Genomic DNA, 24,835 nt, shown 5'->3' with positions numbered 1-24,835 from the left:
CCTCACTCCACCCTCGTCGCCCCGGCGAACGGCATCTGGTCGACCGGGGCGAGACGGACCGGTGCCGACGGGTTGGGGGCGTGGATCATCTGGCCGTCGCCCACGTAGATGCCGACGTGACTGATCCCGGAGTAGAAGAACACCAGGTCCCCGGGCTGGAGTTCGGAGCGGGAGACCCGCCGGCCCGCGTTGATCTGGGCGTAGGTGGTACGGGGCAGGGAGATGCCGGCGGAGCGGTAGGCGGCCTGCACCAGACCCGAGCAGTCGAAGGCGTTCGGGCCGGTGGCGCCCCACACATAGGGGCTGCCGAGCTTGCTGTAGGCGTAGGCGACGGCCGCCGCCGCGTGGGAGGTCGGGGCGGACCCGGGCCGCTGCGGCTGCCGCGCGTCGGTGGCCGACCGGGAGGCGCGGTCACCCGTGCCGCCGGCACCGGTGACCTCGGTCCGCTGCGGCGGAGTCAGCCGCGCCAGCAGCCGCCGGGCCTCGTCCAGCTTGCCGGTGACGGTCTTCTTCTGCCGCCTCAGCTCCGCCTGCCGCGACCGCAGCGACTTCACCTCGATGCGCGCGGCTCCGCGCAACCGCTCGATCTCCCGCAGCTGTTGGCGCACCCGGGAGACCGCGGCGGCCTGCCGGTCACCGGCCCGCTCAGCCAACGCGGCGCCGTCCAGATACCGCTCGGGGTCGCTGGAGAGGGCCAGTTGCCAGGCCGGGTCGATACCGCCGTCCCGGTACTGCGCCGCCGCGATCGAACCCAGCGCCTCCCGGGCCGAGTCGAGTCTCGTCTGCTTGCGGGCGACCTCGTCCTGGAGCGCGCTCAGCCGCCGCTGGCCGGCATCCGCCTTCTCCTTCACCCCGTTGTACTTCTCGGTGGCAGCCTCGGCCTCCCGGTACAAGCTCTCCACCTTGGCCTTCACCTGCGTCGGCGTCAGCTGGGGTTCGGCGTGCCCCGTCCCGTCGAAGGCGGTCGCGGTGGCCGCGCCCGCCAGGGCGAGAGTGGCGGCCGTCCGGGCCGTATGGCCGCTGAGCGGGCGTTGCGGGCGCTTGCGGTGCGCTGCCACCTGGACCGTCACGTCCTTCCGTACGACTCGCACGACCGAGCGGTCGGTACGCCCCGCGGCGGCCCGCACAGGGGGAGCGGGCCGCCGCCGGGCCTTTCTCGGCGGTGGTGGCCGACTGCCGCCCCTGGTCCGGGCGGCGGTGGGGAGCCGGTCACCTGGGGGAGGACGCTAGGCCGGACGGCGACGAGTAGGTAACGCGGTGTACGGAACTGGCTTGGACGGACCGGGATGTGACCGTATGTGACCGGGCGGGCTGATTGGAGTCGTCGCCTTCACGGAGCGTGCTGACCGAAGAGCGGAAAGGGGGACTGGCGGGGGCTGTGAGGTGCTATAGGGCGCATATATGCAAGATCACGCGGGCCGGGCTGTCGGCTTGCCGGGTTTGCCTGTGGCCGTGGTGACGGAAGGTCGCTGGGCCCGTGAGGGGAGGGCCGGAGGGGCCGGTGACGGGTGGGTCGGACGAGGCTGGTTAGGCTCCGGCTCCATGGACGTACTCATCCATCTCTTCGTCGGCCTGCACATCATCGGCATCGCCGCGCTGCTCGGCGGTTTCCTCACCCAGATGAAGGCGATGGGCCAGGGCACGGCCAGGATCGTGCCCGGGATGCTGCACGGCGCGCTGACCATGCTGGTCACCGGCGTGGCCCTGGTCGGCCTCAACCAGGCCGACGACCACCACGTCAACAACATCAAGATCGGCGTGAAGCTCGCCCTGCTGATCGTGATCCTCGGCCTGGTCTATGTGAAGCGCGACGAGGAGCGGATCGACAAGGGCCTCTTCGGACTGGTCGGCCTGCTGACCACGGCCAACATCTTCATCGCAGTCCTCTGGACCTGATCGCCGTCCGCTGGATCTGATCCTCGGCGCGCCGCGGGGTCAGCCCGGCCGCACCACGCTGTGGACGGACGCCGCGACGCCGGAGAACGGTTCCTCGCGGACGTACGCCCCGGGCCTCGGGGCGTGGATCATCGTGCCGTCGCCTGTGCAGAGTCCGACGTGGCCGGCGTCGTCGTGGAAGAAGACGAGGTCGCCGGGGCGGGCGTCGGCGGGGGCGACCGCGGTGCCGGCGTCGGCCTGCTCGCGCGCGGTGCGCGGAAGGGTGACGCCGGCGGACTTCCAGGCGGCCTGGGTGAGCCCCGCGCAGTCGTACGAGCCGGGGCCTGCGGCACCCCACACGCACGGCTTCCCGACCTGGGCACGGGCGAAGGCGATGGCCTTCCTGGCCTTGGTCGCGTAGGTGCCGGATGGTGTGGCGGCGGGCGGTGTGGCGGCGGCTGGGGCCGGGGCGGTGGAGGGGGCGGTCCTGGGAGGGGCGGTCGTGGCAGACGCGGTCGTGGGAGGGGCGGTCACGAAAGCCGTGGTGCTGGACGGCGCGATGCTGGACGGCACGACGGTGGAGCCCGTGATGGTGGAAGGCGCGGCCGTAGAAGCCGTGGCGGTGGCAGGTACGGCGGGGGAAGGCGCAGCCGTGGAAGCCGTGGCCGCGGCAGCCGTGGCGATGGAAGGGGCGGCAGCGGTCTGTGCCGTCCGCTGGGACAGCAGCACGCGCGCGTGGGCGAGCTTTTTCTGCACCGTCGCCTTGGCCGCCTTCGGGCCGCTCGCGGCCACCTCCGCCTGACGGTCCGCGGGCGGTGCGGCGATGGTGTCCGGCGCGGACAGGGCGCCGGCCATGTCCGGGCCGGGCGGGGCGGCGGCCGTGCCCGGCGTGGGCGCGGCGACACCTGTGTCCCGAAGGGGCGCGGGAATGGCCGTATCCGCTACCGGGTGAGCGGTGACGGCGTTCCCGGCGGGCGACGCCACGGCCGTGGCCCGGGCGCCGATGGTGCCGCGCTGTGCCGGGATGGTGCCGCGCTGTGCCGGGATGGTGCCGCGCTGGACCGGGATCATGGCCCGCTGTTTGGCGAGCCCCCGGTGCTGAGCACGACGGGCGACCTCGTCCCGGAGCCGCTGGAGGCTGTCAGCGGGTCGCGGTGAGGCCGCGGCCGACTCGACCCGCTCGACTCCCTCGGCCCCCTCGGGCCACCCGGTCCGCGCAGCCCGACCGGCTCCTCCACGTCCGGCCCACCCGGCCCCTTGTCCGGTCCACCCGGCCCCTTGTCCGGTCCACTCCGCACCCGGATCGGCTCGCCCGGTTCCCTGGTCGCCGCTTCGGATCCCCCGGTCGTCCCGTCCAACTCCCCGTTCGGCTCGCCGGCCCCCTCGGTCGGCCCGCCCGGCCCTCCGGCCGGCATCCCCGGCCCCGCGCTCGCCCCGCCCGGCGTCCCGGTCGGCTCGCCCGGCTCCCCGACCGCCCCTGCCCCCGTCCCTGCCCGCAGTCGACGTCTCCGCCGCCGATTCCGCTCGGCGGTAGAAGTCGTCGATCTTGCGTTCGATCTCCTCCTGGCTCGGCCGGCCCGTAACGGGCGAGGGTGTGGCATCGGCCGTCTGGGAGAGTACGGCCACGGAGGTGAGGGCGGCGGTGGCGAGAGCGGGGGTGCGGGCGCCCGCTCCCTGGGTTCCGCCGGGGCGCGGCTTGCGGTGCGACGCCAAGGGAGGCGACTCCTTCCGTACTGCCGCCTACCGGGGTCAGTGGTGGGGGTGCCCAGGCCTTCGATCAGGGGTCCGGGAGGTTCGGGCGGTGCTCGGAAGGGTTGCCCTACGGCGTCGTCCCGGGCGGGAGTCGGCCGATTCACCCCAGGATCGGTGGGTCCCCGGCTCCGGGCACCGTGCGGGGCGCGCCGGATGCGGCGGAGGCCGCGCGGCCCGGCGACGTTCGCCGGAGGGGGGTCGTGCGGCCTGACGGAAACCTAGCCAACTCGTGTGTCTTCTGTGAAGGTTGGTGTGCGGTATGTCCGATACATTTCCGTGACCTTTTCCCGGAGCGCGTCGAGGTTCACGTACGTGTGACCAGGTGCTTCCGATGCGTGAGCGGTCGGCGCGCCCGATCGACGCGAAGATCAACTCGCGCCCGGAGCCGTCATGTTCCGGGGACCGCGACCGGTTGTCGGTGGGGCGCCCTAGACTCGTAGAGCGATGAGCAGCCTCTTTGACGACAGCTTCCTGGCGGACCTCCAGACCCCTCGCGGGCACGAGGAGGAACCTCCGCCGCCGCCCGAGGACGATCATGCTCCGGAGCCCCTTCCGGACGATCTGTTCGGCGGGAAGTTCGACGTGCCACCGGACCGATGGGGGTCCCCCCGCTCTAGCGAAGCCGAGAGCGGGGGAGGGTACTACCGCGACGGCGCCCCGCGCCCCGTGCTCGACGCGGCGGCACTGCTGGAGGGGCTGAACGAGAACCAGCGCGCCGCGGTCGTGCACGCCGGCTCCCCGCTGCTCATCGTCGCCGGCGCCGGCTCCGGCAAGACCCGCGTGCTGACCCACCGCATCGCCTACCTGCTCGCCGAGCGGAACGTCCACCCGGGCCAGATCCTCGCGATCACCTTCACCAACAAGGCCGCGGGCGAGATGAAGGAGCGCGTCGAGCAGCTCGTCGGCCCGCGCGCGAACGCGATGTGGGTGATGACCTTCCACAGCGCCTGCGTGCGCATCCTGCGGCGGGAGAGCAAGAAGCTCGGCTTCACGTCGTCGTTCTCCATCTACGACGCCGCCGACAGCAAGCGCCTGATGGCCCTGGTCTGCCGTGACCTGGATCTCGACCCCAAGCGCTTCCCGCCCAAGTCCTTCAGCGCCAAGATCAGCAACCTGAAGAACGAGCTGATCGACGAGGAGGACTTCGCCGCCCAGGCCACCGACGGCTTCGAGAAGACCCTGGCGCAGGCCTACGCCCTGTACCAGTCGCGGCTGCGTGAGGCGAACGCGCTGGACTTCGACGACCTGATCATGACGACGGTCAACCTGCTGCGGGCCTTCCCGGACGTCGCCGAGCACTACCGCCGCCGCTTCCGGCACGTCCTGGTGGACGAGTACCAGGACACCAACCACGCCCAGTACGCGCTCGTGCGGGAACTCGTCGGCACCGGCGAACACGACGAGGACACCCCGCCCAGCGAGTACGACATCCCGCCCGCCGAACTCTGCGTCGTGGGTGACGCGGACCAGTCGATCTACGCCTTCCGGGGTGCGACGATCCGCAACATCCTCCAGTTCGAGGAGGACTACCCGAACGCGACGACGATCCTGCTGGAGCAGAACTACCGCTCCACGCAGACCATCCTGTCCGCCGCCAACGCGGTCATCGAGCGCAACGAGTCCCGCCGCCCGAAGAACCTGTGGACCAACGCCGGCCAGGGTGCCCGGATCGTCGGGTACGTCGCCGACACCGAGCACGACGAGGCCCAGTTCGTCGCCGAGGAGATAGACCGCCTGGTCGACGCGGGCCACGCGCGCGCGGGAGACGTCGCGGTCTTCTACCGCACCAACGCCCAGTCCCGTGTCTTCGAAGAGGTCTTCATTCGCGTCGGCCTGCCCTACAAGGTCGTCGGCGGGGTCCGCTTCTACGAGCGCAAGGAGGTCCGGGACGTCCTCGCCTACCTGCGGGTCCTCGCCAATCCCGAGGACTCGGTGCCGCTGCGCCGCATCCTCAACGTGCCCAAGCGGGGCATCGGCGACCGCGCGGAGGCGATGATCGACGCCCTCTCCCAGCGCGAGAAGATCAGCTTCCCGCAGGCCCTGAAGCGCGTGGACGAGGCGTACGGCATGGCCGCGCGCTCCACGAACGCGGTCAAGCGGTTCAACACGCTGATGGAGGACCTGCGGACGATCGTCGAGTCCGGTGCCGGACCGGCCACCGTGCTGGAGGCCGTCCTCGAACGCACCGGTTACCTGGCCGAGTTGCAGGCCTCCACCGACCCGCAGGACGAGACCCGGATCGAGAACCTCCAGGAACTCGCGGCCGTGGCCCTGGAGTTCGAGCAGGAGCGGGGCGAGGGTGAGCAGGGCACCCTGGCCGACTTCCTGGAGCAGGTCGCCCTGGTCGCCGACTCCGACCAGATCCCGGACGAGGAGGACGGCGACGGCGTCATCACCCTGATGACCCTGCACACCGCCAAGGGCCTGGAGTTCCCGGTCGTGTTCCTGACCGGCATGGAGGACGGCGTCTTCCCGCACATGCGCGCCCTCGGCGAGACCAAGGAACTGGAGGAGGAGCGGCGCCTGGCGTACGTCGGCATCACGCGGGCGCGGGAGCGGCTCTACCTCACGCGGTCGGCGATGCGCAGCGCCTGGGGCCAGCCGTCGTACAACCCGCCCTCCCGCTTCCTGGAGGAGATCCCGCCCGCCCATGTGGAGTGGAAGCGGACCGGGGCGGCGGCGCCCATGGCCTCCGGGCCGGCGTCCGGGATCGCCGCCTCGCTGTCCTCGACCCGTTCGCGCTCCTCGGCGTCGGGCGCCTCCGGTTTCGCCACGCGGCGCACGGCGGAGAAGCCGGTGGTCGCACTGGCCGTCGGGGACCGGGTCACCCACGACCAGTTCGGGCTCGGCACCGTCGTCGCGGTGAAGGGGACGGGCGCGAACGCGGAGGCGACGATCGACTTCGGCGACGCCAAGCCGAAGCGGCTGCTGCTGCGGTACGCACCGGTGGAGAGGCTGTAGTAGGAGACCGAGAGGGCCCCGCCGAAGAGCGGGGCCCCGGCGTCTAGTTGGGATCCAGTCCGTGGCTCCGCAGCCACGGCAGCGGGTCTATGGCCGCCCCGCCCGCCGGCCGTACCTCGAAATGCAGATGTGGACCGGTGGAGTTGCCCGAGTTGCCGGAGTAGGCGATCGGCTGGCCGGCCTTGACGGTCGTACCGGAGGCGACGCGGTAGCTGGAGAGGTGGCAGTACCAGGTCTCCGTGCCGTCCTTCGCCGTCACGATCATCATGTTGCCGTAGGCGCTGTTCCACTTGGTGGTGACGGTGCCGTCGGTGGCGGCCATCACCGTCGTGCCGTAGGAGACCGGGAAGTCGATGCCGGTGTGCACCGACATCCAGTTGATGCCCGCCTGGCCGAAGTAGGCGCTCAGTCCGTGCTGCGCGACCGGCAGCGCGAACTTGGGCCGCAGCCGCTCCTTGAGCGCGGCCTCCGCGGCTGCCTTCTTCTTCTCCAGCTCCTGCTGCGCCTTGAGGTCGATCCGCTCCTGGGTACGGCTCGCCCGGTCGGCGAAGTCGTCTGCGCCCGCGGAGAGCGTCTTGAGCTGGCTGTCCAGTTTGCTGTTGGCGACGGACGGCTTGACCGGCTGTGCGTCCGAGGCGGTGGTGGCGGTGTCCTTGGAGTCGTCGGTGAGCGCGCCGACCGAGGCGGCGGCGACCCCGGCCACCCCCATGACACAGGCCGACGGCACGGCGACGGTCAGCAGCGCGGAGCGCTTGGCGGGCGTACGGCGCCGGGAGCGCGCCCCGCCGCGCGAGCCCGCGCGGGTCGTCGGCGCCGGGGTGACCTCTTCCTGGTCGTCCAGCAGGCCGTTCACGGCGGGCAGTTCGCCGATGGAGCCCGACTCGCCCTCGCCGGCGGGATGTTCGTCGAAGGCGGTGTCCTCGTACGGCACCTGCTCGAAGGCCGCGGTGGCCTGCTGATCGAACGGTTCGCCACCCGGCTCGGACTGCGCCGGCACGCTCTGGCCCACGGAGTTCCACTGCGTGGCGTCGTACGCGCCCGTGTCGAAGGTCTGGGTGCCCCACTCCCACTGCTGGGTGGGGTCGGCGCCGCCGGACGCGTCCGGCTGCAGCCAGGCGTTGGCGTCCCACTGGCCGCTGACGTCGTTTCCGGTGGCCTGCGCGGGGACGGCCCAGGCGGTGCTGTCGTAGACGCCGGAGTCGTAGGTGTCGTAGGTGGCGTAATGCTGCGCCGCGTACGGGTCGTAGGCCGGGGTCTGGGCGGTGCCGCTCTCCCACTGGCTGGTGTCGTACGCGCCGGTGGTCTGCTCGCTGCCCGGGAGGCTGCCGAAGAGCGGGTCGGTGTGGAAGGCCGTGGTGCTTCCGGAGTCACCGGCAAAACCGGTGGCGTCGTAGCCGCCGTACGTGGTGAGGTCGTCGTAGGGAGCTTCCTGTGCCCCGTACGGCGCGTAGGGCGCGGTGGAGGCGTCGGAAGCCGGGGCCGGGGTGGTCATGGTCCCCGACGGGTGACGGTCGTTCACCAACTTCTCTTTCGCCTCGACAACAGGGGCTGCCAGAGCAGTGCGGCGACTGTACCCGGCGGTACCTGGGCGCGACAATCTTCGGCCTGTTTCGCGTGGGCCGGAAACGGGCATTCGGCCGTGTTTCGGGGCCCCAGGACGCGAGCTTGGCCTTGCGTTCGAAGGATGTTCGATGTCGAGCGGCGATATGCGGGCTGTGGGTCGGTGATGCGTCGGCTGTGCGCGGGCTCCGCGCTCCGGCCGCGGCCGGCCTCAGGCCACCGTCAGGCCGTCGGCGGCCCGGTCCCCGGAGTGCGGGGCGTCCAGGGCCTCGCGTATCCCGGCCGCTACGGCGGGATGCACGGGCAGGGCGAGATGGCCGATGCCGGTCACCCGGACGTTCTGCGCGTCCAGGTCGGGGTGCTCCAGGCAGGCGGTCTCCAGCGGGTCCATCAGGGAGTCCAGGTCGCTCCAGAAGCTCACGAAGCGGGTCCGGCAGCCGGGCGCGGGCCGGGCCAGCTCCTCGATCACGGCCGAGCCGGGCCGCATCTGCCGCACGATCGGGTGCGCGTCCGCCAGCGGCGCCACCCGGGTCCCCGAGTGCGGGGTGCCGAGGGTGACCAGCGTGCGTACCCGCAGGTCACCCCCCAGGCACTGGGTGTAGTAGCGCGCTATCAGACCCCCGAGGCTGTGCCCGACGATGTCGACCTGGGCACTGCCGGTGCGCTCGCAGATCTCCTCGATGTGCCGGCCGAGCAGCTCGGCCGCGATGCGTATGTCGCAGGTCAGCGGAGAGTAGTTGAGTGACTCCACCCGGTGCCTGCCGTGCTGGGCGAGGGTGCGGCGGAGCAGGACGAAAACCGAACGGTTGTCGATGAAGCCGTGCAGCAGGACGACCGGTGGCGCGGGGCGGACCGGCAGTCGCGCGGCGCCGTCCGTGGCGGGCAGGACGCCGGAGCGCCGCTCCTGGATCAGGCCGGTCGGATACAGCAGGAGGTGGCCCGCCAGAATCGCCGCCTCCAGGGCCGTCGCCCGCAGCAGTGTCATGGAGAGTCCGGCCAGTCTGCCGGGCCACAGGCGGCGGCAGAGCGGGAGGAAGAGCGGCAAAACCCAGGTGACCTTCATGGGCCGACCTCCTGTCGGCACACCGGAGGACGGCTCGACCCCCGTGTGCCCTCATGTCCCACCATGTGATTTCCCCCTCGCCGCGCGCCGTAAAACTGCCGCTTGCGAGATGCTGGAGATAACGTTCGTTCACTTCGCGACGGTGGCGGAACGCGCCAAAAGTGCGGTACTTGTCGATACGGACGGAAGCGATCGCTTCCGTGGTCGCTTGATGGAGGCAGTGATGGGTGTGGCAGCCGGTCCGATCCGCGTGGTGGTCGCCAAGCCGGGGCTCGACGGCCACGATCGTGGGGCCAAGGTCATCGCGCGGGCCCTGCGCGACGCCGGTATGGAGGTCATCTACACCGGGCTCCACCAGACGCCCGAACAGATCGTCGACACCGCCATCCAGGAGGACGCCGACGCGATCGGCCTGTCCATCCTCTCCGGCGCCCACAACACGCTGTTCGCCGCGGTCATCGACCTGCTCAAGGAGCGGGAGGCCGAGGACATCCTCGTCTTCGGCGGCGGCATCATCCCGGACGAGGACATCCCGCCGCTGAAGGAGAAGGGCGTCGCGGAGATCTTCACCCCCGGAGCGACGACCGCGTCGATCGTGGAGTGGGTCCGGGAGAACGTCCGCCAGCCGGCGGCGTCGGGGGGCTGAGCGGCTGCCTTCGGCGGTCGCGCGGCTGCGGGTCTGCTTCCGGCGGTTGCGGGTCTGCTTCCGCCCGGTACGCGGCTGCCCTCGGGCCGTTACGCGGCTGCTCCCGACGGCTGGGTGGCTCTTTCGCGGGTTACGCAGCCGCCTCCCGTGGCTGTGCGGGTGTGCTCGGCGGTGGCGTGGCCGGGGTGGGCGGGGTCAGTTCGCGGGTCATCGCCGCCCGCAGCCGCAGGGTCGTGACCAGCCGCTGGAAGGCCTCCGCCCAGTACCCGCCGGCCCCCGGCGCGGCGTCCTCCCGCTCGTCGGGTATCGCCAGCAGCGCCTCCAGCCGTACGGCCTCCGCCGGGTCCAGGCAGCGCTCCGCCAGTCCCATCACCCCGCTGAAGCTCCACGGGTAACTGCCCGCGTCCCGGGCGATGTTCAGGGCGTCCACGACCGCCTGGCCCAGCGGGGGAGCCCAGGGGACCGCGCACACCCCGAGCAACTGGAACGCCTCCGACAGGCCGTGCGTGGCGATGAACCCGGCGACCCACGCGGCCCGTTCCGCAGGATCCAGCGCGGCCAGCAGCTTCGCCCGCTCCGCCAGGGACACCGCGCCCGGACCGCCCGCCTCCGGTGCCGACGGCGAGCCGAGCAGCGCCCGCGACCAGGCGGCGTCCCGCTGCCGTACCGCCGCCCGGCACCAGGCCGCGTGCAGCTCGGCCTGCCAGCCGTCCGTCACCGGCAGCTCCACGATCTCCTGGGGCGTGCGCCCGCCGAGCCGCTGCGACCAGGTGCCGAGCGGGGCGGCCTCCACCAACTGGCCCAGCCACCACGACCGTTCCCCCCGCCCCGCGGGCGGTGCGGCCACGACACCGTCCCGCTCCATGCCCGCGTCGCATTCGAGCGGCGCCTCCACCACGATCGCCGGTGTGCTGCCCGTACGGTCCAGGGCCACGCACGCCGAGGCCCGTACGGCCATCCGCGCGGCGAGCGCCGAGTCCGGCAGCGCCGACAGCAGTTCCGCCGCCGTCGCCCGGACATTGCGGCTCCGGTCGCCCAACGCCTGCTCCAGGAACGGCTCGTCCGCGTCCGACAGGCCCGTACGCAGCGAGTCGAGGAACATCAGCCGGTCCTCCGCCCGCTCCGTCGCCCACGTCGACGCCAGCAGTTCGCGGCCCAGCGCGGGCGTGCGGGCGCGCAGGGCCCCCAGCAGCGCCGCCCGCTCGGCGAACAGCCCCTCCTCCCACAGCCGGCGCACCGCCCCGGCGTCCTGCGGGCCGGGCAGCGCCGCGCCGCCGCCGGGGGCCGCGCGCAGGGCGAACCGCCAGTCCGGGTTCAGCCGGGCCAGCCACAGCGCGCGCGGGCCGGCGAACGCCAGTGCCGCCGGGCGCAGGTCCGTGCGGCCCCGGGCCGCGTCCAGCAGCGCGGGCAGCAGCTGCGGGGGCGCCGCGTACCCGTGCGCGTTGGCCGCCGCGAGCCACTGTGGGAGCAGCTCCATGAGGTCCGGGGAGCTGCCCCGCCGGCTGCCGGCCGCGCCACCGGACCGGTCCGCCAGCAGGGTGGTGAGTCTGCGGGCCGCCGGTGCGGGCAGGGCCGGGCGCGGATCCGCGGGCGCCGCACCGGGCCGCCGAGCCGCCCGCGCGGGCCGCAGCCCGGCCCGCCGCCGTACGGTCGCCACGGCCGCCGCGTCGAGCAGTGCCACCGGGGCCGGGCGACCCGGCACGGCGTGCGCAGGGGCACGCCGGTCGGTACCGAGGAGTGCGGTGGTGACCAGGTCTTCCCAGGAGGGAGCCGGGGCCGGCTGCGAGGCCACCGGGGCCTGTGAGGGGCGTGCGGAGGAATCGTCCGAGTCGACCGCGGTGTTCGCCGCACTCTCCCAGGAGTTCCCCGGACTGCCCTTGTCCGCGTCGGCCCGTGTCCCGTCGCTGGGCGGTGCCCCGTTCATCGCGTTCCCTTCCCCTCTTTCTTTCCTTCCGTCTTCTTCCCTGCCGCGTTCGCCCCCCGGGATCAGCACAGCGGCACCGCCTCGCCCTCTCCCTCCGCCCAGGCCGTGAGCGGGGTGAAGCCGCGGTGGCCGCACTCGCCGAAGACCGTGACGGGGGCGCCGCCGGACAGCGCGACCAGCCGCCACAGGCCGGGCCGGGAGCGGGCGGCCCGGGTCACCGGCAGGGCCGTGTCCGTTTCGGCGTCGGCGAGTTGCCAACCGTCGCCGTCCGGGACCGGCGTCACCCGGTCCAGGGTCACGGGGACCGCGTCCAGCCACGGGTCGTCGCGCAGGGCCTCGCCGTACCGGGCCGCCGCCTCGGCCGTCGTCACGCCCGGTGGGCGGAACACGGCCGGGGCCGGCGGGGTGAACCGCTCGCCCAGGGCGGCCCGGGACCGGCCGGAGCCCGGGTACGCCGTCAGCTCCGCCTCCAGGGCGAGGCCCACCGGCAGCGACAGCTCCGGCGCCCGGCCCGCCGCGCCGTAGGACAGCAGCAGCCGGGTGCCGCCGGACTCCGCGCCGTGCAGCCATATCCGGCGCGTCGTCAGTTTCGGGTCCACCGTGTCGTACTGGGCGAGGACCAGCCAGCGGTCGCGCACCGGCGGGCCGTCCGGTGTGGCGGGCAGGCCGAGCCGGGAACGGACCGTGGCCGCGAGGCCGTCCGGCAGCCGGTCGCGGTGCAGCCAGCCCTGGTCGAGCAGATGCAGCAGCGCGCACTCCTCCAGCAGCCGCGCCGGCCAGCCCGCGCCGGACGCCGGGATCGCCCCCAGTTCCCGGACGCGCGCGGCCAGTCCCGGCGCCTGGGCGTCGACCATGCGGGCCGCCGTCTCGTCCCACAGGCCGTACCCCGCGTGTTCGGCCGCGGCCAGGCCGCCGCGCAGGAGGTCGGCCAGGCGTTGCTCCAGCTCGGTCGCGCCCGCCGTGACCCGCTCGGCCCGGCGCTCGGCCCGCCGCCGGGCCGCATCCGGATCGGCGGGTCCGGCCGCCGAACCCCCCTCGGTCCGCGTCCGTTTGCCCTCGGCGCGTCCGCGCCGGCCCGCGAGCCACTGCCCGGCCCACTCCGGCGGCTGCGCGGCGGCCGGCACCGCGCCGTCGTCACCCGCCCACAGCAGAAGCAGCCCGAGCGCGTGCTTGCACGGGAACTTACGGCTCGGACAACTGCACTTGTACGCCGGCCCGGCCGCGTCTGCCAGGTCCACCACCGTCTGGTACGGCCTGCTGCCGCTGCCCTTGCACAGTCCCCACACCGTCCCCTCTCCGCTCCCCGTCCCGGACCACGGCCCGGCCACGCCGAGTCTGCTGCCCGCCTTGCGTGACGCGGCGTCAGGCGCCAGTGCCAGCACCTGGTCCGCGGTCCAGCGCACCCCCTGCTCAGTCATGTCTCCGACGGTAGGTCCCGCCACTGACAATCGGCCCGGCGAGCACGTTGGTGCTGGTCAGAGCGATTGTCAGTGGCGTGGTGCACGGTGGATGCCAGATCCGAACCGGCCGAGCTGGAGGGGGCCTCAGCCATGTCTGTGTCCGTGGAACCGACGACCGCCGCACCCGACCGCGACGAGACCGCGCAGGCGCTGCGACCGCACGCCGAGCACGCCTTCGCCGCCGAACTCACCGCGCTCGCCGCCCAGGACGACCGCCCGCGCCCGGCCCGCTGGAAGCTGTCGCCGTGGGCGGTGGCGACGTACCTGCTCGGCGGCACCCTGCCGGACGGCACGGTGATCACCCCCAAGTACGTGGGCCCGCGCCGCATCGTCGAGGTCGCCGTCACCACGCTCGCCACCGACCGCGCCCTGCTCCTGCTCGGCGTGCCCGGCACCGCCAAGACCTGGGTGTCGGAACACCTGGCCGCCGCCGTGAGCGGTGACTCGACGCTGCTGGTGCAGGGCACGGCCGGCACCCCGGAGGAAGCGATCCGGTACGGCTGGAACTACGCGCAGCTCCTCGCGCACGGTCCGAGCCGCGACGCCCTCGTGCCCAGCCCCGTCATGCGCGCCATGGCCGAGGGCATGACGGCCCGGGTGGAGGAGCTGACCCGCATCCCGGCCGACGTGCAGGACACGCTCATCACGATCCTGTCCGAGAAGACCCTGCCCGTCCCCGAGCTGGGGGACGAGGTCCAGGCGGTCCGCGGCTTCAACCTCATCGCCACCGCCAACGACCGCGACCGCGGGGTCAACGACCTCTCCAGCGCCCTGCGCCGCCGCTTCAACACCGTGGTGCTGCCGCTGCCGGAGAGCGCCGACGCCGAGGTCGACATCGTCACCCGCCGGGTCGAGCAGCTCGGCCGCTCCCTCGACCTGCCGGCCGCGCCCGACGGCATCGAGGAGATCCGCCGGGTCGTCACCGTCTTCCGCGAGCTGCGCGACGGCATCACCGCCGACGGCCGGACGAAGCTGAAGTCGCCCAGCGGCACGCTGTCCACGGCGGAGGCGATCTCCGTCGTCACGAACGGCCTCGCCCTCGCCACCCACTTCGGCGACGGCGTGCTGCGCCCCGGAGACGTCGCCGCCGGCATCCTCGGCGCGGTCGTCCGGGACCCGGCGGCCGACCGGGTCGTCTGGCAGGAGTACCTGGAGACGGTCGTCCGCGAGCGCGAGGGCTGGACCGACTTCTACCGCGCCTGCCGCGAGGTGAGCGCATGACCGGCACCGGCGGGAGCACGGCCTACGTCTCCGGGCCGCTGCTGCTCGGCGTACGGCACCACGGGCCCGGATCCGCGCGCGCGGTGCGGGCCGCGCTGGACGCCGCCCGGCCGGCCGCCGTGCTGATCGAGGGCCCGCCCGAGGCCGACGCGCTGATCCCGCTGGCCGCCGACCCGGGCCTGCGGCCCCCGGTCGCCCTGCTCGCCCACGCCGTGGACGAGCCCGGCCGCTCGGCCTTCTGGCCGTTCGCCGAGTTCAGCCCCGAGTGGGTGGCCCTCCGGTGGGCCCTGGAACAGGGCGTCCCGGCCCGCTTCGTCGACCTGCCGGCCACGCACACGCTGGCGTGGGAGAAGGAAGCGGGCGAGTCCGGTCACGACGACGGGGACGACGCCGGTGAGCCCGGGCCGGGACCCGGCTCCGGTCACGGTGACCAGATCCGCGTCGACCCCCTCGCCCTGCTCGCCGAGGCGGCCGGGTACGACGATCCCGAGCGCTGGTGGGAGGACGTCGTCGAGCACCGGGGACCCGGCGCCCGGGACCCCTTCGCGCCGTTCGCGGCCGTGGCGGAGGCCATGGGAACGCTGCGCGAGCGGTACGGCGCCGGCGGGCGCCCCCGGGACCTCGTCCGCGAGGCGCACATGCGGCTCCGGCTGCGGGACGCGCGCAAGGAGTTCGGGGACGCCGTGGCCGTGGTCTGCGGGGCCTGGCACGTGCCCGCGCTGCGCGAGAGGACCACCGTCACCGCCGACCGGGCGCTGCTCAAGGGCCTGCCCAGGACCAGGACCGACCTGACCTGGGTGCCGTGGACGCACCGCAGGCTGGCCCGCTCCGGCGGCTACGGCGCCGGCATCGACTCGCCCGGCTGGTACGGGCATCTGTTCCACGCGCCCGACCGGCCGGTCGAGCGGTGGCTGACCAAGGTGGCCGGGCTGCTGCGCGAGGAGGACCGGATCGTTTCCTCCGCGCACGTCATCGAGGCCGTACGGCTCGCAGAGACCCTGGCCGCGCTGCGGGGCCGGCCGCTGCCCGGCCTGGGCGAGACCACCGACGCGGTGCGGGCGGTGCTGTGCGACGGCTCGGACGTGCCGCTGGCGCTGGTGCACGACCGGCTGGTGGTCGGAGACGTCCTGGGCGAGGTCCCGGAGTCGGCGCCCGCGGTGCCGTTGCAGCGGGACCTGGCCCGGCAGCAGCGGTCGCTGCGGCTGAAACCCGAGGCGCTGGAGCGCGAGCTGGAGCTGGATCTGCGCGGGGACACCGACGCCGGCCGCAGCAGACTGCTGCACCGGCTGCGGCTGCTCGGCGTCGGCTGGGGCGAGCCGGCCCGGTCCCGGAGCAGCACGGGCACGTTCCGGGAGACCTGGCGGCTGCGCTGGGAGCCCGAGCTGTCGGTACGGGTCGCCGAGGCGGGCGTGTGGGGGACGACCGTCCACGCGGCGGCACGGGCCAAGGCGGAGGCGGACGCGACGGCGGCGCAAGCACTCGCCGACGTCACCGCGCTCGCCGAGCAGTGCCTGCTGGCCGGGCTGCCGGACGCGCTGCCCGTGGTCATGCGGGTCCTCGCCGACCGGGCGGCCCTGGACACCGACGTCGGCCACCTCGCCCAGGCCCTGCCCGCCCTGGTCCGCTCGCTGCGCTACGGCGACGTGCGCGGCACCGACACCCGCGCGCTGGCCGAGGTCGCGGCGGGCCTCGCCGAACGCGTCTTCGTCGGCCTGCCCCCGGCCTGCGCCGCACTCGACACCGACGCGGCGGAGGAGATGCGAGGCCATGTGGACGCCGTGCACACGGCGGTCGGCCTCCTGACGGAGAGCCTGTCCGGCGCGCCCGAGGAGGCGGCCGGCGGGGGCGCCGGTGCGGCTGCGGGCGGGAGCGGGAATGCCGTCGGCGCGTCTGCGGGAGGGGCAGGAGATGGCACCGGTGTGCCTGCGGGGGTGGCTGGCGATGGCGCTCGTGGCTCTGAGGCCGTGGCCGGGGAGGGCGCCGGCGCGTCTGCGGCGACGGACGGGGATGGCGCCGCTGCCTCTGCGGGGCGCGCCGGCGAGGCTGCGGGGGCGACCGGCGAGGGCGTCCATGTGCCTGCGGGTGAGGGCAGGGAGGGCGCCGCTGGCCCTGCGGGAGGCGCGGGTGCGGCTGCGGCTGCGGCGGGCGGCGTGGGCGCTGGTGCGTCTGGGGGGCCGGCAGGCGCGGGCGCCGATGTGCTTGCGGGTGAGGGCAGGGAGGGCGCCGCTGGCCCTGCGGGAGGCGCGGGTGCGGCTGCGGGGCGCGGCGGGGGAGCCGCGGGTGCGGCTGCGAGTTCGGCCGGCAATGGGGCCGGTGCGGCTGCGGCGGGTGGCGTGGGCGCCCGTGCGGCTGTCGGGTCGGCCGGCAATGGTGCGGCTGCGGCTGCGGCTGCGGCTGCGGTTGCGGCGGCCGGCGGGGGCGCCGGTGCGGCTGCCGGAGGCGGTGGGCTGCGGGAGCGTTGGCGGGCCGTGTTGCGGGTGCTGTCCCTGCGGGACACCGCGCCCGGTGTCATCCGGGGCCGGGCCGTGCGGTTGTTGCTGGACGACGGGGCACTGGCGCCCGAGGAGGCGGCCCGGCTGATGGGGCTCGCCCTGTCACCGGGCACTCCTCCAGCCGCTGCCGCCGCGTGGGTCGAGGGCTTCGCCGGTGGCGGGGGCGGGCTGCTGCTCGTGCACGACGAGCGGCTGCTCGCTTTGCTGGACACCTGGCTGACCGGGGTGTCGGCGGACGCCTTCACTGACGTACTGCCACTGCTGCGGCGCACCTTTGCGGCCTACGAGCCGGGGGTGCGCAGAACCCTCGGCGAGCTGGTCCGGCGCGGCCCCGGAGGCCGGCCCGGCGGGGCCACCGCACAGGGAGCCGCGATCCCCGGCTTCGCCGCCGAACCGGACACCGGGCGCGCCGACGCCGTGCTCCCGGTGCTGCGGCTGCTGCTCGGCCTGGACGCGCGCCTCGACACGAGGCCCGACGCGACGGACGCCCCGTCACACGGCGCGCGGCACAGCTGGGCGTACAGCACGGCGTCCGGCGCGGCGGACGCCCCGCGACACGGCGCGACGCACACCCCTCCACCCGGCGCGACGCGCGAAGCGGTACACGAGACGGCACCCGATTCCACGCACGACGACTGCCTTACGGGGGTGGGCACATGACGGACAGGACGGCCACGACGGACAGCTCGGCCACGACCGCCGCCACGACGGCAACGACTGCTATGACGGACAGCTCGGCCGTGACCGCGACGACGGCAACGACCGCTATGACGGACAGCTCGGCCACGACCGCCGCCACGACGGCAACGACTGCTACGACGGACAGCCCGGCCGCGACTGCCACGACCGCCACCGTGGACCCAGCGGGGGAGCGGCTGCGGCGGTGGCGGATGGTGCTCGGCGGGGACCAGGCAGACGGCACCGGGTACGCGCTGTCCGGGCGGGACGCGGCGATGGACGGCACGCTGGCCGCGCTCTACGGCAGGGGTGACAAGCCGCAGACGGGCCGGGACCGGTCGGCGGGGCTCGGTGCCTCGGCGCCGTCCGTGGCGCGCTGGCTCGGGGACATCCGCCGCTACTTCCCGTCCTCCGTCGTCCAGGTCATGCAGCGCGACGCCATCGACCGCCTCGGCCTCGCCTCCCTGCTGCTGGAGCCGGAGATGCTGGAGGCGGTGGAGGCCGACGTGCACCTGGTCGGCACGCTGCTCTCGCTGCACAAGGCGATGCCGGAGACGACCCGGGAGACGGCCCGCGCGGTCGTGCGCAAGGTGGTGGAGGACCTGGAGAAGCGGCTCGCCACCCGCACCCGGGCCACCCTCACCGGAGCCCTGGACCGCAGTGCCCGCGTCACCCGTCCGCGCCACCACGACATCGACTGGAACCGCACCGTCGCGGCCAACCTCAAGCATTATCTGCCCGAGTACCGCACGGTCGTGCCGGAGCGGCTCATCGGCTACGGGCGGGCCGCGCGGTCGGTGAAGAAGGAGGTCGTGCTCTGCATCGACCAGTCGGGGTCGATGGCGTCGTCCGTGGTGTACGCGTCGGTGTTCGGCGCGGTCCTCGCCTCCATGCGGTCGCTCAGCACCCGGCTGGTCGTCTTCGACACGGCGGTCGTCGATCTCACCGACCAGCTGGACGATCCCGTCGACGTGCTCTTCGGCACCCAGCTCGGCGGCGGTACGGACATCAACCGGGCGCTCGCCTACTGCCAGGCGCGGATCACCCGGCCGGCCGAGACCGTCGTCGTGCTGATCAGCGATCTCTTCGAGGGCGGTATCCGCCAGGAGATGCTCAAGCGGGTCGCGGCGATGAAGGCGTCGGGGACGCAGTTCGTGGCGCTGCTCGCGCTGTCGGACGAGGGGGCGCCCGCGTACGACCGGGACCACGCGGCGGCGCTGGCCGCGCTCGGCGCACCGGCCTTCGCCTGCACGCCCGACCTGTTTCCCGAGGTGATGGCCGCCGCGCTGGAGAAACGGCCCCTGCCGATACCGGAGACGGCGTGAGACCGGACGGCGTGAGACCGGGCGGCGTGACACCGGGCCGGAAGGGGCACCCGGTATCCGGAGTAGGCGGCGCGTACGGCTCAGTGCCGCGCACAGCTCCGTGGGGTGGCCGGCCCGGGTGGCCGAAAGCCGTCGGCTCGTCCGGGCGGAGCCTCGCGGATGGGGCGGGTGGTCCCCATTGGGGTGGGGATCAAGCGCCCCGGCCCCGGGGCGACCCGGGGCCGCCAGGGGGTCTCACCGGGTCGACCCCAGCCCGGTGAGGCCTCGCACAACGCCCGTACCGCCCGCAGAGGCGGCACGCTGTGCCAGGGAATCCGGCATCATGTGACAGGTATCACCGCTCAGGTGTGACCCGCGATTTAGAGGGCCCCCGCAAGCAGCGATAACCTGCGAGACGGACATGCCGCGCGCTCGGACACCGTGTGCGCTTCCCTAGTGACAGCGGACGTCACGTTGCCCTTCGCGGCACGCCCACGCATCCAACGAACCGCGAGATCACTGATAGGGACGGAAGCGCGTGGACCTGTTCGAGTACCAGGCGAGGGACCTCTTCGCCAAGCACGATGTACCGGTGCTGGCCGGTGAAGTCATCGACACGCCTGAGGCGGCGCGCGAGATCACCGAGCGGCTCGGCGGCAAGTCCGTCGTCAAGGCGCAGGTGAAGGTCGGTGGTCGCGGCAAGGCCGGCGGCGTCAAGCTGGCCGCCTCCCCGGACGAGGCCGTCGCTCGTGCGACGGACATCCTCGGCATGGACATCAAGGGCCACACGGTCCACAAGGTGATGATCGCCGAGACCGCTCCGGAGATCCTCGAGGAGTACTACGTCTCCTTCCTCCTCGACCGTGCCAACCGCACCTTCCTGTCCATCGCCTCCGTCGAGGGCGGCATGGAGATCGAGGAGGTGGCGGCCACCCGCCCGGAGGCCGTCGCCAAGACCCCGATCGACCCGATCGACGGTGTGGACGAGGCGAAGGCCCGCGAGATCGTGGAGGCCGCCAAGTTCCCGGCCGAGGTCGCGGACAAGGTCGTCAACGTCCTGATCAAGCTGTGGGACACCTTCATCAAGTCGGACGCCCTCCTGGTCGAGGTCAACCCGCTCGCGAAGGTCGCCTCCGGTGAGGTCATCGCGCTCGACGGCAAGGTGTCGCTCGACGACAACGCCGAGTTCCGTCACCCCGAGTACGAGGCGCTGCACGACAAGGCCGCGGCCAACCCGCTGGAGGCCGCCGCCAAGGAGAAGAACCTCAACTACGTCAAGCTCGACGGCGAGGTCGGCATCATCGGCAACGGCGCCGGTCTCGTCATGAGCACCCTGGACGTCGTCGCGTACGCCGGTGAGAAGCACGGTGGCGTCAAGCCCGCCAACTTCCTGGACATCGGCGGTGGCGCCTCCGCCCAGGTGATGGCGAACGGCCTGGAGATCATCCTGGGCGACCCGGACGTCAAGTCCGTCTTCGTGAACGTCTTCGGTGGCATCACCGCCTGCGACGAGGTCGCCAACGGCATCGTGCAGGCCCTGAAGCTCCTGGAGGACCGCGGCGAGAAGGTCGAGAAGCCGCTCGTCGTCCGTCTCGACGGCAACAACGCCGAGCTGGGCCGGAAGATCCTCACGGACGCCAACCACCCGCTGGTGCAGCGCGTCGACACCATGGACGGCGCGGCCGACAAGGCCGCCGAGCTGGCCGCCGCCAAGTAAGCACGAGGACGAGGACTCACACCACCATGGCTATCTGGCTCAACAAGGACAGCAAGGTCATCGTCCAGGGCATGACCGGCGCCACCGGCATGAAGCACACCAAGCTCATGCTCGGTGACGGCACGAACGTCGTGGGCGGCGTCAACCCGCGCAAGGCGGGTCAGACCGTGGACTTCGACGGCACCGAGGTACCCGTCTTCGGCACCGTCAAGGAGGCCATCGAGAAGACCGGCGCCAACGTCTCCGTCATCTTCGTGCCGGAGAAGTTCACCAAGGACGCGGTCGTCGAGGCCATCGACGCCGAGATCCCGCTGGCCGTCGTGATCACCGAGGGCATCGCCGTGCACGACACGGCCGCCTTCTGGGCGTACGCCGGCAAGAAGGGCAACAAGACCCGGATCATCGGCCCGAACTGCCCCGGCATCATCACCCCGGGCCAGTCGAACGTCGGCATCATCCCGGGCGACATCACCAAGCCGGGCCGCATCGGCCTGGTGTCGAAGTCCGGCACGCTGACGTACCAGATGATGTACGAGCTGCGGGACATCGGCTTCTCCACCGCCGTCGGCATCGGCGGCGACCCGATCATCGGCACCACGCACATCGACGCCCTGGCCGCGTTCCAGGACGACCCCGACACCGACCTGATCGTGATGATCGGTGAGATCGGTGGCGACGCCGAGGAGCGCGCGGCGGCGTTCATCAAGGAGAACGTGACCAAGCCGGTCGTCGGTTACGTCGCGGGCTTCACCGCGCCCGAGGGCAAGACCATGGGCCACGCCGGCGCCATCGTCTCCGGTTCGTCCGGCACCGCCCAGGCGAAGAAGGAGGCCCTGGAGGCCGCGGGCGTCAAGGTCGGCAAGACCCCGACCGAGACGGCGAAGCTGGCCCGGGAGATCCTGAGCGCCTGAGCTTCCGGTTCCACAGGTCGGTAGGCCCGTTCCCCCGCCGGGGCGGGCCTACCGGCGTTTCCGGGGCCGTCACCGCTCACCTCGGCTCCGGTGCCAGTCTCTCCGGCCCGCTCGCCTGGGACCGGTGGAGCTTCGTCCGCAGTTTCTGCTCGTGCGGGGAGAGCGGGCCCAGGCCGGCCGGTGGGGGAACGCCCTGCACCGCCTGGGCGGGGGCGACCGGGGCCTCGTAGCGCGTCGGCGCGGTGCGGAGCGTGAGCGTCGTCGCACCGATGATCGTCACGGTGAAGGCGATGGCCGCCCGGGTCCAGAAGACGTTCCGCCGTTCGCAGCCGGTCCGTACCGTCGTCGGCTTCTCCGCGCGGAGCCGCTCCCTGGAGGCCAGTTCGAGCAGGCGGTGGTGCAGCGTTTCCGGATCGGCCAGTTCCGGCAGCAGCGCGGCCACCGCCTCCCGGGCGTGGATCAGCCGGTTCGCGGCGGCCGGTGTGCTCGCCTCCGTCTCCGCCGCCGTCTCCGGCAGGTCGAGGCCCACACCGTCGTACAGGACGAGCGTGCGCCGGTACGACGCCGGCAGCCTGAGCAGCGCGTTCAGCAGGGCCTGGTCGGCCGGGTCGGCGGGCGGGGGTTCCGGGGAGCGGTAGCGGGGGCGGAAGCGGTGCCAGGGGGAGAGCGCGCAGTCGTACGCGACCGCCCGCACCCAGCCGGCCGGGTCACGGTCCCGGGCCACCTCGGGCCAGTGCTGCCAGGCCAGCTGGAAGGCCCGTTCCACGGACTCGCGGGCCAGCTCCCGGCGCCCGGTGAGCAGATAGGTCTGGCGTACGAGGGCGGGGGCGCAGAAGGCGTACAGCGCGTCGAAGGCCTGAGCGGGGGTCAGCGAGGGTGCCTGTTCGGCCGTCAGGCACGCCTCGGCCGAACGGTTCTGAGGGGCCGTCGGCTCGGGGCTTTGTGTCGTCACCATGCACCCTTCTGTACGAAAAAGAACATAAACGTATATTGAGCGACACTTCGGAGGTTCGCCTGTTACGACGGGAAAGCGCGTGTCGTTGGGAGCATGGCGAGCGTGATCCAGACGACCGTTCGCCGCTCCTCGATGTCGCCCATGGCCAACCGGATGCGCGACCGCTCACCCGGACTCGGCGCCGGCCTGCTGGGCGGTGCCGTCGCGGCCGGACTGGGCCTCGCCTCGTTCGCCGTGCTCGTGATGGTGCTGTGGGTCAGCTCGCCCTACCCGGACAGCGGACCGGACGGCGCGCTGCACATCGCCGCCGCCCTGTGGCTGCTGGCGCACGGTGTGGAACTGACCCGCACCGACACGCTCTCCGGCGCGCCCATGCCCGTCGGCGTGACCCCGCTGCTGCTGCTCGCGCTGCCGCTGTGGCTGCTGTACCGGGCGGCGCGGGACGCCACCGACGCGTCCACCGAACCGGACGGCCCGCCACCGGTGCGGGCGCGTACGGTGTGGACGGGCGTGGTCCTCGGCTATCTGGGTGTCGGCGTCGCCGCGGCGCTGTACTGCTCCCGGGCTGAACTCCGTCCGCAATGGGGCTGGGTGACCGTGTGTCTGCCGCTGGTCGCCGCGGGCGCGGCCGGTGCCGGGGTGTGGGCGGCGTACGGCCGCCCGCGCGAGCCGGTTCTGAGCGTGCTGGGGGTGGTGCCGGGACCGGTGCGGCGGCTGGTGTTCGGCACGGACGAGCGGGCCCGGCTGGGCGCCGCCGTACGCGCCGCCGGTGCCGCGACGACGGTGCTGTTCGGGGGCGGCGCGCTGCTGGTGGGGGTGTCACTGGTGTGGCACGGCGAGCCCGCGCGGGCCGCCTTCCTCCAGCTGACGGAGGGCTGGACGGGACGGTTCGCCGTACTGCTGCTCGGCGTCGCGCTGATCCCCAACGCGGCGGTCTGGGCCGCCTCCTACGCGCTCGGCCCCGGCTTCCTCCTCGGCGCGGGACACCTGGTCCACCCGCTCGCCTCCGACCCGGCCCCGCTGCTGCCGCCGTTCCCGCTGCTGGCCGCCGTGCCGGAGCCGGGGGCCGGTACGCCGGAGAACTGGGCGGCGGGGCTGGTGCCGGCGGTGGCCGGGATGACGGCGGGATGGTTCGTGGCGCGGGCGGCCGTGCGCCGGCCGGAGGGCGGGGGACCGGCGCGGGCCCGCTGGTCGGCCGGCCGTACCGCCGGGGTGGTGCTGCTGACGGCACTGGTCTGCGCGGCGGCCCTCGCCCTGCTCGCCGCGCTGGCGGGCGGCCCCCTGGGCGTCGCCGCGCTGTCCCGCCTCGGCCCGCCGTGGTGGCAGACCGGGGGCGCGGCCGGGGCCTGGACGCTGGTGTTCGCACTGCCGGTGGCCCTGACCGCCCGGGCCTGGCACCTGCGCACCTGGCTGCGGCGCCACGACGGCATCCCGGCCCAGGGCACGGAGACGGGGGCCACGGCCCCGAAGGCGGCGCGGGGCGGCAAGGGGGCGGTGACGCCGGCGGCCCGGGCGAAGGGCGGTGCGGGGGTGGTGACGCCGGGGGCCGGGGCGGAGAGCGCCGCCGGGACGGTGACACCGGCGGTCGCCGCGAAGGGCGGTGCGGCGGGTGTGGCAACGACGGCCGCGGCGAAGGCGGGGCAGTCGGGCGAGGGGGCCGAGGCTACGGCGGACACCGGGGAGGCGGCGGCCACGGGCCCGGACGCGGGCCAGGCCGCCGGCGAAGCGGCACGGGGCGAGGGCGGGCCGGCCATGACCGACGACGGCGGTACGGCGGGCGGGGACTCCGCGGGCGGGCCCGCGGGCAGGCGGAAGGTGCGGGGCCGGAGCAAGGACGGCAAGGGGGGTACGACCGCTCGGGCGGGGGCGGTCGCCGGTGCGACCGGAGCGGAGGAGGAGGACCTGTACGAGGTCCTTCCCGCCGACGACGCGTTCCCGACCTCGTACCCGACTCCCGCCCCGGCACCGGCCCCGGCCGCCCGGCCGTTCGCCGCGGGCTGGCACGACGACGTCGCGCGCACCTCCCGCTGGACGGCCCTGAAGCAGGCGGCGGGAACCCCGGAGAACGCCGGCGAGAACGCCGGCGAGAACGCCGCCGAGGGCGGCGCCCCCGACACCGCGCCCCGGCCGCACCCGGAGACGCAGACGGAGACACGAGGCGAGGCGCGTCCCGGGGCGCACGCCGAGTCTCGGCCGGAGCCGGAAGCCGACCGGCGCCCTGGATCCAGCCCCGGCCTCGGCCCCGACCCTGACTCCGGCCCCGACCTCAGCCCTGACTCCGGCCCCGGCCCCCGCGCGGGCTCCTCCGGGTGAGGG

Annotated in this window: 17 protein-coding genes and 1 pseudogene; 9 read left to right on the top strand and 9 right to left on the bottom strand. The window is 73.8% G+C overall.

Translation table 11 applies throughout. The features are described 5' to 3' along the window. Window positions 1-2 precede the first annotated feature (2 nt). Window positions 3-1,091, bottom strand: a complete 1,089-nt coding sequence (locus AB0L21_RS05570; RefSeq protein WP_365782415.1) for an NlpC/P60 family protein — start codon at window positions 1,089-1,091, stop codon at window positions 3-5. A 451-nt stretch (window positions 1,092-1,542) separates the two neighbouring features. Here AB0L21_RS05570 and AB0L21_RS05565 point away from each other — a divergent pair, with 451 nt between their 5' ends. Further along, a complete protein-coding gene (locus AB0L21_RS05565) occupies window positions 1,543-1,896 on the top strand; it encodes a hypothetical protein (protein WP_365782413.1) in 354 nt (117 codons plus the stop codon). Between the two features lie 39 nt (window positions 1,897-1,935). Here the strand turns inward: AB0L21_RS05565 and AB0L21_RS05560 are convergent, their stop codons facing one another. Together AB0L21_RS05560 and AB0L21_RS05555 are read right to left on the bottom strand one after the other, a co-directional pair. Continuing rightward, on the bottom strand, window positions 1,936-2,946 hold the full coding sequence (locus tag AB0L21_RS05560; protein WP_365782602.1) for a C40 family peptidase: 1,011 nt from the start codon (window positions 2,944-2,946) through the stop codon (window positions 1,936-1,938). 435 nt (window positions 2,947-3,381) lie between these two features. Next, window positions 3,382-3,588, bottom strand: a pseudogene (locus AB0L21_RS05555) (glycoside hydrolase); the annotation flags it as partial. 483 nt (window positions 3,589-4,071) lie between these two features. Between AB0L21_RS05555 and pcrA the strand changes: the two are divergent. After that, window positions 4,072-6,588, top strand: coding sequence for a DNA helicase PcrA (gene pcrA, locus AB0L21_RS05550; protein ID WP_365782411.1), 2,517 nt, complete (start codon window positions 4,072-4,074; stop codon window positions 6,586-6,588). A gap of 43 nt (window positions 6,589-6,631) precedes the next feature. Here the strand turns inward: pcrA and AB0L21_RS05545 are convergent, their stop codons facing one another. Next, window positions 6,632-8,107 (bottom strand): peptidoglycan DD-metalloendopeptidase family protein, encoded by a 1,476-nt coding sequence (locus tag AB0L21_RS05545; RefSeq protein ID WP_365782409.1) that lies wholly within the window; start codon window positions 8,105-8,107, stop codon window positions 6,632-6,634. Window positions 8,108-8,359: 252 nt separating this feature from the next. Next, window positions 8,360-9,211, bottom strand: a complete 852-nt coding sequence (locus AB0L21_RS05540; protein WP_365707691.1) for an alpha/beta fold hydrolase — start codon at window positions 9,209-9,211, stop codon at window positions 8,360-8,362. Window positions 9,212-9,434: 223 nt separating this feature from the next. On the opposite strand from AB0L21_RS05540, the gene AB0L21_RS05535 reads away from it, so the two are divergent. After that, complete coding sequence (locus tag AB0L21_RS05535) at window positions 9,435-9,857, top strand: cobalamin B12-binding domain-containing protein (RefSeq protein WP_171153566.1); 423 nt, start codon at window positions 9,435-9,437, stop codon at window positions 9,855-9,857. A gap of 130 nt (window positions 9,858-9,987) precedes the next feature. Here the strand turns inward: AB0L21_RS05535 and AB0L21_RS05530 are convergent, their stop codons facing one another. Both AB0L21_RS05530 and AB0L21_RS05525 read right to left on the bottom strand, forming a co-directional pair. Continuing rightward, window positions 9,988-11,781 carry a DUF5691 domain-containing protein gene (locus AB0L21_RS05530; RefSeq protein ID WP_365782407.1) on the bottom strand — a complete coding sequence of 598 codons (1,794 nt, stop codon included), beginning with the start codon at window positions 11,779-11,781 and terminating at the stop codon, window positions 9,988-9,990. A gap of 62 nt (window positions 11,782-11,843) precedes the next feature. Then, window positions 11,844-13,199, bottom strand: a complete 1,356-nt coding sequence (locus tag AB0L21_RS05525) for an SWIM zinc finger family protein (RefSeq protein ID WP_365782405.1) — start codon at window positions 13,197-13,199, stop codon at window positions 11,844-11,846. 132 nt (window positions 13,200-13,331) lie between these two features. On the opposite strand from AB0L21_RS05525, the gene AB0L21_RS05520 reads away from it, so the two are divergent. Both AB0L21_RS05520 and AB0L21_RS05515 read left to right on the top strand, forming a co-directional pair. Next, window positions 13,332-14,462 (top strand): AAA family ATPase, encoded by a 1,131-nt coding sequence (locus AB0L21_RS05520; RefSeq protein WP_365782403.1) that lies wholly within the window; start codon window positions 13,332-13,334, stop codon window positions 14,460-14,462. Beyond that, window positions 14,459-17,614, top strand: coding sequence for a DUF5682 family protein (locus tag AB0L21_RS05515; RefSeq protein WP_365782401.1), 3,156 nt, complete (start codon window positions 14,459-14,461; stop codon window positions 17,612-17,614). Before AB0L21_RS05520 ends, AB0L21_RS05515 begins: the two co-directional genes overlap by 4 nt. Here AB0L21_RS05515 and AB0L21_RS05510 read toward each other — a convergent pair. Continuing rightward, window positions 17,595-17,798, bottom strand: coding sequence for a hypothetical protein (locus AB0L21_RS05510; protein WP_365782399.1), 204 nt, complete (start codon window positions 17,796-17,798; stop codon window positions 17,595-17,597). The genes AB0L21_RS05515 and AB0L21_RS05510 overlap by 20 nt on opposite strands. Before the next feature lie 46 nt (window positions 17,799-17,844). Between AB0L21_RS05510 and AB0L21_RS05505 the strand changes: the two genes are divergently transcribed. The 3 genes from AB0L21_RS05505 (at window position 17,845) to sucD (ending at window position 21,564) form a co-directional block, all read left to right on the top strand. Beyond that, complete coding sequence (locus AB0L21_RS05505; protein WP_365782600.1) at window positions 17,845-18,957, top strand: VWA domain-containing protein; 1,113 nt, start codon at window positions 17,845-17,847, stop codon at window positions 18,955-18,957. A 517-nt stretch (window positions 18,958-19,474) separates the two neighbouring features. Next, on the top strand, window positions 19,475-20,653 hold the full coding sequence (gene sucC, locus AB0L21_RS05500) for an ADP-forming succinate--CoA ligase subunit beta (RefSeq protein ID WP_031024595.1): 1,179 nt from the start codon (window positions 19,475-19,477) through the stop codon (window positions 20,651-20,653). 26 nt (window positions 20,654-20,679) lie between these two features. Then, window positions 20,680-21,564 carry a succinate--CoA ligase subunit alpha gene (sucD, locus tag AB0L21_RS05495; RefSeq protein WP_103817658.1) on the top strand — a complete coding sequence of 295 codons (885 nt, stop codon included), beginning with the start codon at window positions 20,680-20,682 and terminating at the stop codon, window positions 21,562-21,564. A 76-nt stretch (window positions 21,565-21,640) separates the two neighbouring features. Here sucD and AB0L21_RS05490 read toward each other — a convergent pair whose 3' ends face one another. Continuing rightward, on the bottom strand, window positions 21,641-22,516 hold the full coding sequence (locus tag AB0L21_RS05490) for an RNA polymerase subunit sigma-70 (RefSeq protein ID WP_365707726.1): 876 nt from the start codon (window positions 22,514-22,516) through the stop codon (window positions 21,641-21,643). Between the two features lie 96 nt (window positions 22,517-22,612). On the opposite strand from AB0L21_RS05490, the gene AB0L21_RS05485 reads away from it, so the two are divergent. Beyond that, complete coding sequence (locus AB0L21_RS05485) at window positions 22,613-24,832, top strand: DUF6350 family protein (RefSeq protein ID WP_365782397.1); 2,220 nt, start codon at window positions 22,613-22,615, stop codon at window positions 24,830-24,832. The last annotated feature ends 3 nt before the right edge of the window (window positions 24,833-24,835 follow it).

Source organism: Streptomyces sp. NPDC052721 (genome assembly GCF_040678315.1).
Taxonomy (GTDB): Bacteria; Actinomycetota; Actinomycetes; order Streptomycetales; family Streptomycetaceae; genus Streptomyces.
Note: the sequence above shows the minus strand (reverse complement) of the source record. Positions and strands in the feature narration are given on the sequence as shown.

Excerpts from the sequence above, each read along its gene's own strand:
- AB0L21_RS05565 (WP_365782413.1), top strand. The coding sequence starts at position 1,543 with ATGGACGTACTCATCCATCTCTTCGTCGGCCTGCACATCATCGGCATC.
- AB0L21_RS05560 (WP_365782602.1), bottom strand. The coding sequence starts at position 2,946 with ATGATCCCGGTCCAGCGCGGCACCATCCCGGCACAGCGCGGCACCATC.
- pcrA (WP_365782411.1), top strand. The coding sequence starts at position 4,072 with ATGAGCAGCCTCTTTGACGACAGCTTCCTGGCGGACCTCCAGACCCCT.
- AB0L21_RS05540 (WP_365707691.1), bottom strand. The coding sequence starts at position 9,211 with ATGAAGGTCACCTGGGTTTTGCCGCTCTTCCTCCCGCTCTGCCGCCGC.
- AB0L21_RS05535 (WP_171153566.1), top strand. The coding sequence starts at position 9,435 with ATGGGTGTGGCAGCCGGTCCGATCCGCGTGGTGGTCGCCAAGCCGGGG.
- AB0L21_RS05530 (WP_365782407.1), bottom strand. The coding sequence starts at position 11,781 with ATGAACGGGGCACCGCCCAGCGACGGGACACGGGCCGACGCGGACAAG.
- AB0L21_RS05525 (WP_365782405.1), bottom strand. The coding sequence starts at position 13,199 with ATGACTGAGCAGGGGGTGCGCTGGACCGCGGACCAGGTGCTGGCACTG.
- AB0L21_RS05520 (WP_365782403.1), top strand. The coding sequence starts at position 13,332 with ATGTCTGTGTCCGTGGAACCGACGACCGCCGCACCCGACCGCGACGAG.
- AB0L21_RS05515 (WP_365782401.1), top strand. The coding sequence starts at position 14,459 with ATGACCGGCACCGGCGGGAGCACGGCCTACGTCTCCGGGCCGCTGCTG.
- AB0L21_RS05505 (WP_365782600.1), top strand. The coding sequence starts at position 17,845 with ATGGTGCTCGGCGGGGACCAGGCAGACGGCACCGGGTACGCGCTGTCC.
- sucD (WP_103817658.1), top strand. The coding sequence starts at position 20,680 with ATGGCTATCTGGCTCAACAAGGACAGCAAGGTCATCGTCCAGGGCATG.
- AB0L21_RS05485 (WP_365782397.1), top strand. The coding sequence starts at position 22,613 with ATGGCGAGCGTGATCCAGACGACCGTTCGCCGCTCCTCGATGTCGCCC.